Source organism: Sodalis sp. RH19, assembly GCF_047324215.1.
In the GTDB taxonomy this organism is placed as follows: Bacteria; Pseudomonadota; Gammaproteobacteria; order Enterobacterales; family Enterobacteriaceae; genus Acerihabitans.
This window is the reverse complement of sequence record NZ_CP178734.1, coordinates 868,039-882,728: the sequence shown is the minus strand read 5'-3', so window position 1 is coordinate 882,728 and position 14,690 is coordinate 868,039. Positions and strand designations below refer to the sequence as shown.

14 protein-coding genes are annotated in these 14,690 nt (G+C 60.9%); 12 read left to right on the top strand and 2 right to left on the bottom strand.

Annotated elements, in window-relative coordinates; genetic code table 11:
* The first annotated feature begins 5 nt into the window (after positions 1–5).
* The 3 genes from ACL2XF_RS03985 to ACL2XF_RS03975 all read left to right on the top strand — a co-directional run bounded on the left by ACL2XF_RS03985 (position 6) and on the right by ACL2XF_RS03975 (position 3,485).
* Positions 6–1,202: a mandelate racemase/muconate lactonizing enzyme family protein gene (locus tag ACL2XF_RS03985; protein ID WP_413728056.1), complete on the top strand. Its 1,197-nt coding sequence runs from the start codon at positions 6–8 to the stop codon at positions 1,200–1,202.
* Positions 1,199–2,401: a M24 family metallopeptidase gene (locus ACL2XF_RS03980; RefSeq protein WP_410014440.1), complete on the top strand. Its 1,203-nt coding sequence runs from the start codon at positions 1,199–1,201 to the stop codon at positions 2,399–2,401. The genes ACL2XF_RS03985 and ACL2XF_RS03980 overlap by 4 nt, the downstream gene beginning before the upstream one ends.
* A 160-nt stretch (positions 2,402–2,561) precedes the next feature.
* Positions 2,562–3,485, top strand: a complete 924-nt coding sequence (locus ACL2XF_RS03975) for a dihydrodipicolinate synthase family protein (protein WP_413728055.1) — start codon at positions 2,562–2,564, stop codon at positions 3,483–3,485.
* Here the strand turns inward: ACL2XF_RS03975 and ACL2XF_RS03970 are convergent.
* Positions 3,480–4,793, bottom strand: a complete 1,314-nt coding sequence (locus ACL2XF_RS03970) for a glutamine amidotransferase-related protein (protein ID WP_413728054.1) — start codon at positions 4,791–4,793, stop codon at positions 3,480–3,482. The genes ACL2XF_RS03975 and ACL2XF_RS03970 overlap by 6 nt on opposite strands.
* A gap of 129 nt (positions 4,794–4,922) precedes the next feature.
* On the opposite strand from ACL2XF_RS03970, the gene ACL2XF_RS03965 reads away from it, so the two are divergent.
* Positions 4,923–6,131, top strand: a complete 1,209-nt coding sequence (locus ACL2XF_RS03965) for an aminotransferase class I/II-fold pyridoxal phosphate-dependent enzyme (protein ID WP_410016779.1) — start codon at positions 4,923–4,925, stop codon at positions 6,129–6,131.
* A gap of 86 nt (positions 6,132–6,217) precedes the next feature.
* On the opposite strand, the gene ACL2XF_RS03960 is transcribed toward ACL2XF_RS03965, so the two are convergent.
* The gene (locus tag ACL2XF_RS03960) at positions 6,218–7,150 is read right to left on the bottom strand and encodes a sugar-binding transcriptional regulator (protein WP_410014437.1); all 933 of its coding nucleotides are present in this window, start codon (positions 7,148–7,150) and stop codon (positions 6,218–6,220) included.
* Between the two features lie 234 nt (positions 7,151–7,384).
* On the opposite strand from ACL2XF_RS03960, the gene ACL2XF_RS03955 reads away from it, so the two are divergent.
* From ACL2XF_RS03955 to ACL2XF_RS03920, 8 genes are all read left to right on the top strand, one after another.
* Positions 7,385–8,329, top strand: coding sequence for a tagatose-bisphosphate aldolase (locus tag ACL2XF_RS03955; RefSeq protein ID WP_410014436.1), 945 nt, complete (start codon positions 7,385–7,387; stop codon positions 8,327–8,329).
* Between the two features lie 100 nt (positions 8,330–8,429).
* Complete coding sequence (locus tag ACL2XF_RS03950) at positions 8,430–8,960, top strand: AAA family ATPase (RefSeq protein WP_413723467.1); 531 nt, start codon at positions 8,430–8,432, stop codon at positions 8,958–8,960.
* A 233-nt stretch (positions 8,961–9,193) separates the two neighbouring features.
* Positions 9,194–9,637, top strand: coding sequence for a PTS sugar transporter subunit IIA (locus ACL2XF_RS03945; protein ID WP_410014435.1), 444 nt, complete (start codon positions 9,194–9,196; stop codon positions 9,635–9,637).
* Between the two features lie 202 nt (positions 9,638–9,839).
* Positions 9,840–10,139 carry a PTS sugar transporter subunit IIB gene (locus tag ACL2XF_RS03940; protein WP_410014434.1) on the top strand — a complete coding sequence of 100 codons (300 nt, stop codon included), beginning with the start codon at positions 9,840–9,842 and terminating at the stop codon, positions 10,137–10,139.
* A 50-nt stretch (positions 10,140–10,189) separates the two neighbouring features.
* On the top strand, positions 10,190–11,455 hold the full coding sequence (locus ACL2XF_RS03935; RefSeq protein WP_413728053.1) for a PTS sugar transporter subunit IIC: 1,266 nt from the start codon (positions 10,190–10,192) through the stop codon (positions 11,453–11,455).
* Between the two features lie 17 nt (positions 11,456–11,472).
* The gene (locus tag ACL2XF_RS03930) at positions 11,473–11,778 is read left to right on the top strand and encodes a hypothetical protein (protein WP_413728052.1); all 306 of its coding nucleotides are present in this window, start codon (positions 11,473–11,475) and stop codon (positions 11,776–11,778) included.
* A 379-nt stretch (positions 11,779–12,157) separates the two neighbouring features.
* Entirely contained in the window at positions 12,158–13,963 is a 1,806-nt protein-coding gene (frdA, locus tag ACL2XF_RS03925; RefSeq protein ID WP_410014431.1) for a fumarate reductase (quinol) flavoprotein subunit, read from the top strand.
* Entirely contained in the window at positions 13,956–14,690 is a 735-nt protein-coding gene (locus tag ACL2XF_RS03920) for a succinate dehydrogenase/fumarate reductase iron-sulfur subunit (RefSeq protein ID WP_410014430.1), read from the top strand. Before frdA ends, ACL2XF_RS03920 begins: the two co-directional genes overlap by 8 nt.

Below are 14,690 nucleotides of genomic sequence, written 5' to 3'. Positions count from 1 at the left end.
CCCGGGTGAAAGCCACTTTGTATCGCGCCGCGCTGCGCTACCCGCATCTACGGCTGTATACCGCCTCCTCGGGCAGCGTGGCGGCGCTGGACGAGCTTTACCTGCTGCTGGAGGATCAGGCCTTCCAGGGCCTGGGCGAGGTGCGGGTGAATATCGCCTACCTGAACGGCTACAGCCCGCAGCAGGTGCTGGACGACGTCCTCCGCTGCCTGCGCCGGCTGGATCTTGCCCTGGACCCCGCGCAACTGCTGGCCGGGCTGGATACCTGGGCGGCAGGAATTCTGGCGCCGACGCGCATGCTGCTTGATGTGGCGCTGCATGACCTGCTTGCCCGGCGCCAAGGCATCAGCGTCGCCGGGTTGCTGGCGCGTCCCCGGGACGCGGGCGGCGCCGTGCCGCCAGGCGGGGAAACGGCGCGGGAGCGGCACCCCGTGGCCATTGCGCCGGCGCAGGACGGCGCGTCTTCGCCGGTGGTGAGCTATCGCACTAACCAGACGCTGTTCTGGTCCTCGCGCGAGCAAATGCTGCAACAGGCCGAGGCGTATGTGGACCGGGGTTTCACCGAGTTGAAACTGCGGGTCGGCGTGGCCGGATTTGACCAGGACCTGGACCGCGTCGCCGCCCTGCGCCGCCGTTTTGGCGCCGGCATCAGCCTGGCGGCGGACGCCAACGGCCAGTGGCCGGCGCGCGAGGCCCTGGCGCGCCTGCGGGCCCTGGCCGCCTACGATTTACGTTATATGGAGCAGCCGATTGCCGATGGCGCGGCCGACGACCCGGAACACGGCTACGCGGCGCTGGCCGCCGCCAGCCCGATCCCGCTGATGCTCGACGAAAGCATGAGCAGCGAGGCGGATCTGGCCCGCGTCATCGGCCTGGGCGGCAAGGTTTGGGCGCACCTGAAGCTGGTGAAAATGGGCGGCATCGGCCCGGCCCTTGCCGCCGCGCGGCGGCTTAACGCCGCCGGCGTGCCTTTTATGATAGGCCAAATGAATGAAGGCGCGGCGGCCACCGCCGCCGCGCTGCATGTCGCCTGCGCCTCCCGCCCGGCCTATGCCGAACTGTATGGCGCCGACGGGCTGGGCAACGATCCGGTCGCCGGACTTATCTATCAGCAAGGGCTGGTCTGCAGCCCTTGCGCGTCCGGGTTGGGGGTCGGTTTTGACCCCGCCCGGGCGGAATTCATCCAGGAGTTCTGTAAATGACAAACCCAAGCGCAGTAAACAAGACCCCGTTGCCCGATCTGGGCCGCGTGACGCCGGGCGGCGAATCCGCCTTTGGCGAAGAGGAATACCGCGGACGCGTCGAGCGCGCGCGCGCCCTGCTCACCCAGGCCGGGCTGGACGTCATGGTCATCACCGGTCCGGAAAATATTTTCTATCTCACCGGCCAGCAGACGCCGGGATATTACACCTTTCAGGCCCTGGTGCTGCCGGTGGAGGGCGATCCGGTATTCGTTATCCGCCAGTTGGAATATTTTAACTTTATTTCCAACACCTTTATCCGCGACGCCGCCATTTATACCGACGGCGATAATCCGGTGAATTTTCTGCTGGGCGTGCTGAAGGACCGCGGCTGGACCCGGCGCCGCATCGGCATTGATAAACGCGGCTGGTTTCTGCCGATTGCCGTTTACGAAGCGTTGCAAGCCGAGCTGGGCGTTATCCACGACGCGGCGGGCGTGATTGAACAGCTGCGCGCGGTGAAATCCGCCGCCGAGCTGGAAAAAATGGCCCACGCCGCCCGCTATGTCGACGCGGGCATGCTGGCCGGGCGCGCGGCCATCCGGGCCGGCGCCACCGAGAACGACCTGGTCGCCGCCATGATGGGCGCGGCCATCGCCGCCGGATCCGAATATATGGGCATGGAACCGCTGGTCTCCTCCGGCCCGCGTACCGGCGTGCCGCACGGCACCTGGCGCCGGCGCAAAATCCAGGACGGCGATCCTATCTTCCTGGAAATGGCCGCCACCCACGATCGCTATCACGCGGCGCTGATGCGCTCGGCGTGGCTGGGCAAACCGCCCGCCGTGGCGCTGGAAATGGAAAAAACCTGTCAGGAAGCCCTGCAGGCGGCCCTTGACGCCATCCGCCCCGGCGCCACCTGCGAGGCCCCGCATCTCGCCTGCCAGAAAGTGATCGACCGCGCCGGGTATACCGATAACTTTAAAAAACGCACCGGCTATTCCATCGGCGTGTCGTTCGCGCCGGACTGGGGCGAAGGCGCAATCCTCAGTCTTTACAGCGGCATCACCACCGAACTGCAACCGGGCATGACCTTCCATATTCCGCCCGCGCTGAGAATCTATGGTGAATTCACCGTCGGCGTCAGCGAAACCATCGTGGTGACCGAAACCGGCTGCCGGGCCCTCGGGGCGGTGGACCGGCCGTTATACCGGCTTTAGCCGGGCGCTGTATGCGCCTGCCTGGCCGGCGCCCGCCAAGGCGGCCAGGCCGCGCCGGCAATGCTCCGCCCCGGCGGCGCAACCTCTCCCACGCGCCCGGCCCCATGGCCGGGCTGCGGTATCGGTTCTTCGTTATCAGGTCAGACAGGAAAGCATAGTTATGAAAGACATCAGTGAAAGCCAGGCACGCCTGCGCGGTATTTTTAATATCACCGTTACCCCGTTTACCGCCGACGGCGCATTTGATTTCGCGGGACTGGCGCGCAATATCGAGCGGGTCATCGGGCTGGGCTACGACGGCGTGCTGATCGGCGGCACCTACGGTGAATTCCCGGCGATGAGCGCCGATGAGCGCGCCCGGTTATTTCGCCACGTCATGGACGTGGTGGGCGACCGGGTGCCGGTGATGCTGTGCAGCGCCGGTTCCGACGCGCGCACGGTGCGCGATTTAACGGCACTTGCCGGCGAACTGGGCGGCCTGCCGATGGTGACGCCGCCGTTTGTCTCCGAAGTGACCGACGCGCAGATCGTGAGTTTCTTTAAACAAATGGCCCCGCTTTCACGCACCGGCATCCTGGTGTATAACGCGCCGGGCATTGGCATCACGCTGCCGCCGGCGGTACTGGAACAGCTGGCGGATATCGGGGGCGTGGTGGGCATTAAGCAAGGCGATCTGAATCCGACCGCCATCGACCAGATCGCCAACCGCCTGTCCGGCCGCCTGCGGCTATTCTGCGCCTCCGATCTGGCGTTCCTCGGGCCGATGATGTGCGGCTTCGACGGCATCAGCAGCACCAACAGCTGCGCGCTGCCGGAAATCATTCTGGCCGCCTATCGCGCGCTTGAGCGCGGCGACGCCGCCACCGCCCGCGATCTGCATAGCCTGTGGTATCCCTACCGCGCCCTGGCCCGCCGCCACGGCCAGCCGCAACTGGTCAAGGCCGCCATGAACCTGCGCGGCTTCGACGGCGGCCATGTGCGCGCGCCGCTTCTCGATCTGGAAGCGGACGTCATCGCCCAGGTGGCGGCCGAACTGGCGCGCCTGGCCGCCGACCCGCGCGCCGGCGTATCGGCGGCGTTATAGCCCCGTCTCCCGCCGCCGCGCCGCGGCGGTTAAAAACGCCATCAGCAGCGGATGCGGCCGGCGGCGGGAAGACGAGAGCTCGGGGTGGCCCTGTACCCCCAGATAGAATACATGGCGGGTAAATTCTATACCGTCGGTAATGGCGCCGCTGGCATCGGTGGCGCTGAAGCGCAGGCCGGCGATGTCCAGATCCCGCTTCAGCGCCGGGTTAAGGTGGAAACGGTGGTTATAGCGCAGGGTTGACCGGTCGCCGAGCAACTGGTGCATACGGCTGCCGGGCTCGCTCAGCATCATATGGTCGCCCAGGCGGTGCCGGGGAAGACCGGCCGTTTCCGCCAGCGGAACAAAGGATTTTACCGGCGCCAGGGGATCGGCCTCGGCCAGATTTACCCCGGTGGAGCCCAGCATGCGCTGGGCCACCGCCGTCGCCATGGTTTGCATGCCCAGGCATAAGCCCAGGGTGGGAACAGCGTTATCCAGGGTATAACGCGCCGCGGTTATCTGCCCGGCCACGTTGGCCATGGCGGCGCCGCCGGGCAACAGGACGCCGTGCGCGCGTTTGAGGATATCGCCGCAAGGCTCCTGCGGCGAGGCAAACAGGATATTAAGCCGCAGCGCCAGGGCGTCGGCGGCATCGCCGAGCGCGGCGACGGCGGCGGGATAGGCCTCCAGCTGATCCCGCCGCGTGCCGAGCAAAACGATGGCCAGCGGCGAAGCGGCGGCCCCGGCCAGGCTGTGGGGCGCGGCGGCGGGAGCATCCCGCCCGTTGCCCAGGCCGGGGTCGACGGCGGGTAACGCCCCGGTCGGGGCCACGCCAGGCACGATCTCGATAGCATCGTCAGGGGAAGTTTCCCGCCAGCGGCCAAAGCCGTCGCGGCGCCATTGCCCCCAGGCGCTTTCGATGGCGCCGTTGCGGCGAAAAACCAGGCCCTGGGGCGACATATCCACCCGGATCAGCTGATAGTCCACGGCAAGACGGCTTAGCGCCCGCAGCCGGCCGGGCAACTCGGCCAGCTGCGCCGGACCGAGCGGGATCACCCAGTCCCGTCCGGCCGGCAGGGCGGCCAGTTCAGACCAGCGCTTCGGCGTATCTATGGCGTCGCCGCTCAGGCGTTCGTGCCATATCAGTCCGCTGGTGACCAGCGCGCCGGCGGCTATCGCGTGCTGGCAGGCGTCGGGATAGAGGGCGGTATCCCATGCAATGGCCAGGTGCGCCAGCGGCAGGCGCAGCCGACGCGCCAGGATGGCGGCCATGGCCCCATAGAGCGCCGGTTCCGGCGTGTCGTGCGCAACAAAGAGCAATGTCATGGCGATAAGTCCTTAATGGTCGGAACACGGCAAAAAAAGTCTGGGCAATCCGCCTGGAGACGTGATAGCTTAAATTGATTTTATTGTATCACATAATACAATTTTATTATTTCATAGATAGGGGAAATGATGTCAGCTGAATTACTTGCGCCTCGCTTACGCCGGGTGAGACCATCGCCGACCGCGGCGATTTCCGATCAGGTCCGCGCGCTAACCGCCGCCGGCGTGGATGTGATTAACCTCGGTGAAGGCGAGCTCGACTTCGATACACCGGCGCACATCAAACAGGCAGGCATAGATGCGATTGTACAAGGTGAAACAAAATACACAGCCGTTCCCGGCACGGCGGCCCTGAAAAAAGCCATCATCGCCAAATTCAGCCGCGAAAACGGCGTCGACTACGCGCCCCAGGAGGTCATCGCGGGCAGCGGCGCCAAGCAGCTGATCTTCAATGCCCTGCTGGCGACAGTCTCGGCCGGCGACGAAGTGATCATCCCCGCCCCTTATTGGGTATCCTATCCGGATATGGTGGCGCTGGCCGAAGGCGAAGCCCGCATCGTACCCTGCGCCGAGGCCCACGGCTGGAAACTGCGCCCGGCCGATCTCGCCGCCGCCATTACGGCCAGGACCCGCTGGCTGATACTGAACTCCCCCAACAACCCCACCGGCGCGGTCTACTCGCGCGCCGAGCTGAAGGCGCTGGCCGCGGTGCTGCTCGACAATCCGCAGGTGCTGATCATGGCCGATGATATCTACGAGCATATCTGCCATGCGGCGGGCGAATTCGTTACCCTGGCGCAGGTAGAGCCCCGGCTGAAAGATCGGGTGCTGACGGTAAACGGCGTGTCGAAAGGCTACTCGATGACCGGCTGGCGGCTGGGCTATGCCGGCGGCCCGGACTGGCTGGTGGCGGCCATGCAGATATTGCAATCGCAAAGCACCTCCAATCCCAGCTCCATTTCACAGGCCGCGACGGTGGCGGCGCTGGAGCAGGGCCTGGGATTTATGGACGCCTGGATGGCGACCCTGGCCAGGCGCCGCGCCGTCATCATGGCCTGCGTCAACGCCATCGACGGCCTGGCGGCGGCGGTACCGCCGGGGGCATTCTATGTGTTCGCCAACTGCGCCGGCATGATCGGCAAAAAAACACCGGCGGGCGCCACCCTCGCCAGCGACAGCGATTTTGCCGCCTATCTCCTGGACGCCGGCCATGTCGCTACCCTGCAAGGCTCGGCCTTCGGCGCGTCGCCTTACCTGCGCATCGCCTACGCCATCGACGATAGCCGCCTGAGCGAGGCCTGCGAACGCATTACCCGCGCGTGCCGCGCCTTACGCTGAAGACTCGGCGCGTCGTCCTCCTTGCCAGCGCCCCGTTGCGCCGGGCGCTGGCTTTTATCCCCCGTCCCCGTCCCGGCAAAGGCCGGTTAACCCGCCGGCAGCCGGTCCAGTATCGCCTGGGCGGTGTTCACATCGGTCACCAGGGAATTGATCATGCCCGATCGCACCGCGCCGATAATGCCGGCGGCCTTTTCCGGCGTGGCGGCCACGCCGATGGTCAGCGGCGTGCGCCTGAGCTGTTCCGGCGAGGCGGCGATCATGCGCGCCTCCCCTTCCCAGTGCAGCACCTCGCCGGTCTCGGTCACGTAATGGCGCAGCACGTCGCCGGCGGCCCGGCTCAGCGTCTTTTCATCGGCGATGGCGGTGGTGGATTCGCCGGGTTTGGGCGCATGGGTCAGCCCGATGCCGACAATCGCCACATCCAGCCGATCCCATAACGAAATAATATCCTGCACGCTGCGATCGGCGAGAAACGCGTCGCGCAGCTCGGCGGACGATATATAGGGCGCATGCAGGAAATAGGGCTTGCCTTCCATTTGCTCGGCGGCGCGCCGGACGAACTCCGTAATCTGGAAATGGGGAGCGGCCTGCTGCATACCGCCGTTCAGCGCCACGGTCAGGATGCCCGGCAACCGCGGCATGCCCGTCAGGGTCACCTCCCGCACCGCCCTGCCCCAGCCGATGCCCAGCACCGATCCGGCGCCCAGTCCCGCCTGTTCCAGCAGCGACGCCAGCGGCGCGGCCAGCGAGCCCAGGACGTTGGCCGGCGGCGCGTCGACGACAAAGGCCTTTTTTAATCCCAGGCGCTTAATCAGGTCCGCCGTCATATTCTCAGGCGAAGAGAGCGCCACCACCTCGATGCGCACGATGCCGGCGGCACGCGCCTTGTTCAGCAGCCGTGAAATGGTGGCGGTGGAGACATCGAACTTGCGCGCAATTTCCACCTGGGGCATGTCGGACTCGTAATGCAGCTTCGCCACCATATGCATCATGGCGCGAGTAGCTGCAAGATCTTGCAAAATTGGCTCTTTCAGCTTGAAATTCCTTTCTGTAATGTATTACACTCACCTCTGTCGATGGGGAATTATTGCGCAATATGCGGGAAATTGCAATCGTTCCCCAGGGAGAAACCCCTTATAAACCGCAGCATTGGGACCATTTTCTCCCATTTAATCAAGGACGATGATGACAAAGGGTAACAACGTATCACCGCGTTTTTTGTCTGTAATAAATTTCAGGTAAAGGAGAAATTCATGTCAAAAATGTCCACCTCAGAATTACGCAGCTATCAACAAATCTGTGGCAGCAACGGCGCCATGTTGGTTATCGCCTGCGATCAGCGAGGTGCCATGCGCAGCCTGCTATCCAACGATCCCGCCCGGCAGGCGCAGATTTCCGAACACGAACTGGGACTGATCAAGGCCGATATCACCCGTTACCTGGCAAGCAAGGCGTCATGCGTGCTGGTCGATCCGGTCTGCGCCGTGCCGCAGCTGGTGGACGACGGCATCATTGCGCGCGACACGGCGCTGCTGATAGGCCTCGACGCCTCCGGGTTCGACACCACGCCCGAAGGCTACCGGCTGTCGCGGCTGGTTGACCATATCAACGCCCGGCGGGTGCGCGAGCTCGGCGCCACCGGCGGCAAGATCATGGTGTATCTGCGCTCGGATCGCGCCGGGGCGAACCAGCACAATATCGCTATACTGCGCCGATGCATCGAGGATTTCACCCGCGAGGATTTATTGTTGGTGGTTGAGTTCCTGACGTATAAACTCGATGATGAAACGGACGAGGAATATAAGCAGAAAATCCCGGAGCTTATCTATGGTGGCACGAAAATCTGCCTGGAATGCGGGGCCAAGGTGCTGAAATTACCCTATCCCGGTTCGCCGCAGGCCTGTGCGGACATCACCCGGCTTGCCGGCGACGTGCCCTGGGCCGTGCTCTCGGCGGGCGTCGATCACGCCACCTTCCTGACCCAGGTGGCGGACGCCATGAGCAAGGGCGCCTCCGGCGTCATTGCGGGCCGTTCGTTATGGAAAGATTGTATTTCCCTGGACCGTGAGGCCACCCGGCAAAAACTGGAAACACTGGCTATTCCCCGGCTGAACGAAATTCAGGCCGTGATTAAACAATATTTTCACGCGACCCGGCCGACGAGAGACGCGTTAACGGAGCAGGTAAAACATGTCTGACAAGGGCGCGGCGACCGACAGCATCCGGTTTTCTCCTGCTAATGGCGCCCAGGCGTCGCATCAGGACCGGCCGGAAAGTGACAACGGCAAGCGGATTATCATGATCAACGGTATCCCCGCCTCCGGTAAAAGCACCCTCGCCGCAGGCCTCTCCCGGCAGTCCGGCTGGCTTTCGTTATCCCTGGACGGGATCAAAAACCCGTTTCTGCAGCATCTGGGCGGTGTCGACCGCACGATGAACCGTACCCTTGGCAAAGCCAGTTACCAGGTCATCTGGTCCATCGTGGCGCAGGCCCCGGCGGGAAGCACCTTTATCATAGACGCCTGGTTTGGCTTCCAGCCCCGGGAGCTATTAGCGCATTATCTGGCGCACGCCGGCGTGACGCGCCTGGTCGAAGTGTGGTGCCGGATTTCCGCGCAACTGGCGGCCGCCCGCTATGCCGCGCGCCTGGCGGACAGATTGCCCGGCCATCCCGGCGCGGAATATCTACCCGAACTGCGGGCGCTGGCGGAACGCGCCGGACCGATGGCATTAGGGCCGGTCTTTAGCGTCGACCAGGACCAACCGCAGGATACCCGCGTTATTTACGACTGGATAATGCAAACATTGCCGCGCGCCGCGGTGATATAACCACAAACTGTAAGGAGATAACTCACACCTGACCGAATATAATAGAACATTGCTGCTTAAAAAGGCCTTCTTCATATATAAAGAAAGCCCGTAATAGTATTTGGCATTATTTTTCAAAACAACTCTTTATTATTATTTACAATATTGTAGAAATAGATAAAGATGGATCACAGTTTTTATAAGGAAACAGAAACATACTAGTATATATCTATACCTAGCTAAAAAGGGTCTTTATGTTAACGGACTGGATTAACGAAAGTAACGTTCGCTTAATTAATCAGGCGAAAGACTGGCAAAGCGCAGTGGCGTTATCGGTGCAGCCGCTTATCGATCAGCATGCGGTTGAGAGCCGTTATCTCCAGGCTATTTACGCCATGCATGAACAAATAGGCCCTTACTATGTCTTGGGCGAAGGCATTGCCATGCCCCATGCCCGGCCGGAGGAAGGGGTAATTAAAACCGCCTTGTCCTTGGTTATCGTTTCGCAAGGCGTGACCTTCGGCAGCGAAGATAACGATCCGGTGTACGTTATTTTTGCCCTGGCGGCCGTCGACAGCCATTCACATATTGAAATGATTGCGAGCCTGTCAAAATTATTTTGCGATGAGGAGGCGGTAAATACCTTAAAACATGCGCGGGATGAACAAGAGATTTTGGCCATACTGCGCCATTTTTAACGTATCACCCTAAGGGGCGATAACCATCAACCCAGGCGGCCATCAACGCCGGTGGGCCAGGCGCATGGCCGGTTAATGGCTATTCAGGATGGGCAGGCCGCAGGCTGTCCGCCGGAAGCGGTATTGAGCTATCGTCATCGGCGTCATGCCGGCCCGATGGCGGCGGTTACCCTACAGATGAATCACTTAAGGAACCTGTATTATGAAAAAATTATCAATTCTGGCGGTATGCGGGGCGGGACTGGGCAGCAGTTTTGCGTGCGAAATGAGTATTGAGGCCGCGTTGAAAGATCTGGGCGTGGATGCCGATTTGTCTCATTGTGATATTTCCAGCGCCACGTCAAGCAGGGCGGATATAATAATGACTGGCGAAAACTTCCGATCACAGTTCCAGCATTATACGATAAATGCCACTATTATTTACCTTAAAAGATTGGTTGATAAAAACGAAATAAAAGAAAAACTAACGCCAGTATTACAGGAAAAAGGCTACCTGGCTTGATATTGATTGATTGATAATCCGATTGTTGCAAACCCTACAGGGGACTTATTATGTCTTTCCTCCATTTTATTGTCAACGATGTGCTCGGCCAGGCGTCGATACTGATATCATTGATCGCCATGATTGGGCTTATCGCGCAAAAAAAGAGCCCCGGCCAGGTTATTACCGGCACGCTTAAAACGCTATTAGGATTTTTAGTCCTGCTGTCCGGCGCCAATATTATCGTCACTGCGCTCAACTTCCTCGGCGATGTATTCCAGAAAGGATTCCATATGCGCGGGGTGGTCACCGACGTGGGTTCCATTGCCGGCATCGCCCAACAAACCCTGGGACGGGAAACCGCCCTGATCATGGTTCTGGCGTTTGTAATTAATATTCTTATCGCCCGTTTCACTCGCTATAAATATATTTTCCTCACCGGCCAGGCCTCGCTCTGGATGGCCACGGTATGCTCGGTTATCGGTTACATGGGCGGGCTGCGGGGGACGGAATTAATCCTTATCGGCGGCGTTATCGCCGGCGTCATGGCGGTCGGCATGCCGGTGCTGGCGCAGCCCATTGTGCGCAAGATAACGGGGTCGGACGATATTGCGCTGGGCCATTTCTGCACTATTGGTTATATCGTGCAGGCGGGCGTGGCGAAGCTTACCGGCGATGTCGGCAAAAGTACCGAGGATCTGGAGCTGCCCCAGTCGTTTTCCTTTCTCCAGGACACGTATCTCTCCATGATGGTGGTGATGATCCCGATCTACCTGATTCCGTCCATCGCCGCGGGCCCCTTGGTGATCGCCCCTTATGCCCACGGCGTTAACTACCTGGTCTATGCCTTCCTGCAATCGGTACAGTTCGTGGTCGGGGTTTATGTCCTGCTGGCGGGCGTCAGGCTGCTGCTGGCGGAAATCGTACCGGCGTTTCGCGGCATCGCGCTGCGCATCGTGCCCAACGCCATTCCGGCGCTGGACTGCCCGGTGCTGTTCCCCTATGCCCCCAACGCGGTGATTATCGGTTTTATTTCCACCACCATCGGCTCGGTTATCGGCATGTTCCTGTTCCCAAGCATGGGACTGGCGATGATCCTGCCGGGCATGCTGACCAATTTTTTTGCCGGCGGCACCGCGGGTATTTTCGGCAATGCCGTCGGCGGACGGCGCGGCGCCATCATCGGCGGCGTGTTCCATGGGTTGTTTATTACCCTGCTGCCCGCGTTGCTATTGCCCCTGCTCGGCCAGTATGGGTTTTCCAACGTCACGTTCAGTGATTCGGATGTCATCAGCGTCGGACTGGTGTTCGGTCATATTCTTAACTTTTTCCATTAACCGTACGCGGAGGATCCATGGTCTCGTCTATTGATACTATCCTGGCGCAGGGGCTGGCGCCGAAAGAATGCGCCAAAGCGCTTAACGAACTGGGCAAGACGCTGTTTGAGCGGCAGGACACGGACGCCGCCATCGCCTGCTGGGAAAAGAGCGTCGCGTGCTACGGCAAGCCCGGCCCCGCCCAGGCGCATCTGATGAAAGCCTACAACCTGAAACGGCGCCAGTGCTCCCAGCGCGGCGACAGCGCGGGCATCGAGGCGTTTTCCCAGAAAATCGATGCGCTGATGCAGCAAAGCAAGGACGCCATCCGTTATGGTTTTTAACCGCCGGCGGCCCTGACGTCAAAATAACCCTGCCGGGACGGCGGCGCGTCCCGGCGGGCAGTTGCCGTTCCCTGTCCGCGCGCGACATCAATAGCTGAATGCCAATTATTCCGCTTTGCCGTCAATTTAACAAAATGATTTCACTTCTCTTTTTTTTGTTGATCTACATCATACCTGTATTCATCCACACTCGCATTATTGCCCATACGGAATATATTATTATTATCTGAATGTATGGCATCATTAGAAGAATCAAATTAATTAGTGTGCTTAATTTAGTTAATTAAAAATTTTCAGTTATTTTAATTATTAAAGTCAATTAAATATCCCGCTGCGTTTTGTTGATTTTAATGCAATGTCCGATGAGCAGGAGAATAAAGTGCAAACCTTTAATGCCGATATCGTCATCGTAGGGGCGGGGGGCGCGGGTTTACGCGCCGCCATTGCCGCCGCGCAGGCCCATCCCAACCTGACTATCGCCCTGGTATCGAAAGTATACCCCATGCGCAGCCATACCGTGGCCGCCGAGGGCGGGTCCGCCGCCGTCACCCAGGATCATGACTCTTTTGACTCCCATTTCCACGATACCGTCTCCGGCGGCGACTGGCTGTGCGAGCAGGACGTGGTCGATCATTTTGTCCGCCACTGCCCGGAGGAGATGACCCAGCTTGAACTGTGGGGCTGCCCCTGGAGCCGCAAGCCCGACGGCCGGGTGAACGTCAGGCGTTTCGGCGGGATGAAAATCGAACGTACCTGGTTCGCCGCCGATAAAACCGGTTTCCATATTCTGCATACGCTGTTCCAGACCTCGCTGAAATATCCGCAGATCAAGCGCTTCGACGAGCACTTCGTGCTGGATATCCTGGTGGACGACGGCCAGGCGCGCGGACTGGTGGCCATCAATATGATGGAAGGCACGCGCATCTGCATCCGCGCCAACGCCGTGGTCATGGCCACCGGCGGCGCCGGCCGCGTTTATCGCTATAACACCAACGGCGGCATCGTCACCGGCGACGGTATGGGCATCGCCCTGCGTCACGGCGTGCCGCTGCGCGATATGGAGTTTGTTCAGTACCACCCCACCGGCCTGCCCGGCTCCGGCATCCTGATAACCGAAGGCTGCCGCGGCGAAGGCGGCATCATGGTCAATAAAGACGGCTACCGCTATTTGCAGGACTACGGCATGGGGCCTGAAACGCCGCTGGGCCATCCGGAAAACAAATATATGGAACTGGGTCCGCGCGATAAGCTGTCCCAGGCGTTCTGGCACGAATGGCGCGCCGGGCGCACCATCGCCACGCCGCGCGGCGACGTGGTCTATCTCGACCTGCGCCATTTGGGCGAGAAAAAGCTGTTGGAACGGCTGCCGTTTATCTGTGAACTGTCTAAGGCCTATGTCGGCGTCGATCCGGTGAAGGATCCCATCCCGGTACGCCCCACCGCCCATTACACCATGGGCGGCATTGAAACCGATCAGCAATGCGAAACGCGCATCCGCGGCCTGTTTGCCGTCGGCGAATGCTCCTCGGTGGGCCTGCACGGCGCCAACCGTCTCGGCTCCAATTCCCTGGCCGAGCTGGTGGTGTTCGGCCGCCTGGCGGGCGAACAGGCCGCGGCCAGCGCGGCGGCCGCGCCGGCCGCCAATAACGCCGTCCTCGACGCCCAGGCGCGGGACGTGGAAACCACCCTGCAACGCCTGATGGACCAGCGGGGCAATGAAAAATGGTCGGCCATCCGCGACGAGATGGGCCTGTCGATGGAAGAAGGCTGCGGCATCTACCGTACGCCAGAGCTGATGCAAAAAACCATGGATAAGCTGGCCGAGCTGAAAGAGCGGTTTAAACGGGTTACCATTACCGATACCTCCAGCGTGTTTAATACCGATCTGCTCTACACCATTGAGTTGGGCAACGGACTGGAGGTGGCCGACTGCATGGCGCATTCGGCGTTCCACCGCCGGGAATCGCGCGGCGCCCACCAGCGGCTCGATGAGGGCTGTACCGAGCGCGACGACGTGAATTTCCTCAAGCATACCCTGGCGTTTTATAATCCCGACGGCGCGCCGCGTCTGGAATACAGCGACGTGAAGATCACCACCCTGCCGCCGGCCAAACGGATGTACGGCGGCGAGGGCGCCGCGGCCGCGGTACAGGATAAAAAGGATAAGGAGCAGGCCAATGGCTGAGATGAACACGCTGAAGCTTGAGGTAATGCGTTATAACCCCGAGCAGGATCAGGCCCCCCATCCCGTGGTTTACGACGTGCCTTATGACGCGCAAACCTCGCTGCTGGACGCGCTGGGTTATATCAAGGATAACCTGGAGCCGGACCTGTCCTTCCGCTGGTCGTGCCGGATGGCCATTTGCGGGTCCTGCGGCATGATGGTGGACGATGTGCCGAAGCTGGCCTGTAAAACCTTTTTGCGCGAATATCCCCACGGCATGAAGGTCAAGGCCCTGGGCCACTTCCCCATCGAGCGCGATCTGGTGGTGGACATGACCCATTTTATCGAGAGCCTGGAGGCGATTAAGCCCTATATCATCGGCAATAACCGCCAGCCGTCGGAAGGCACCAACCTGCAGACCCCGGCGCAGATGGCCAAATACCATCAGTTCAGCGGCTGCATCAACTGCGGCTTATGTTATGCCGCCTGTCCGCAGTTCGGGCTGAATCCGGAGTTTATCGGCCCGGCGGCCATTACGCTTGCGCACCGGTACAATCTGGATAACCGCGACCACGGCAAAAAGGAGCGGATGGCGCAGCTGAACGGCGAAAACGGCGTCTGGAGCTGCACGTTCGTCGGCTACTGCTCGGAGGTGTGTCCCAAACATGTGGATCCCGCCGCCGCCATTCAGCAGGGCAAAGTGGCGAGCACCCAGGACTTTATGATCGCCATGCTGAAACCTCGCTAA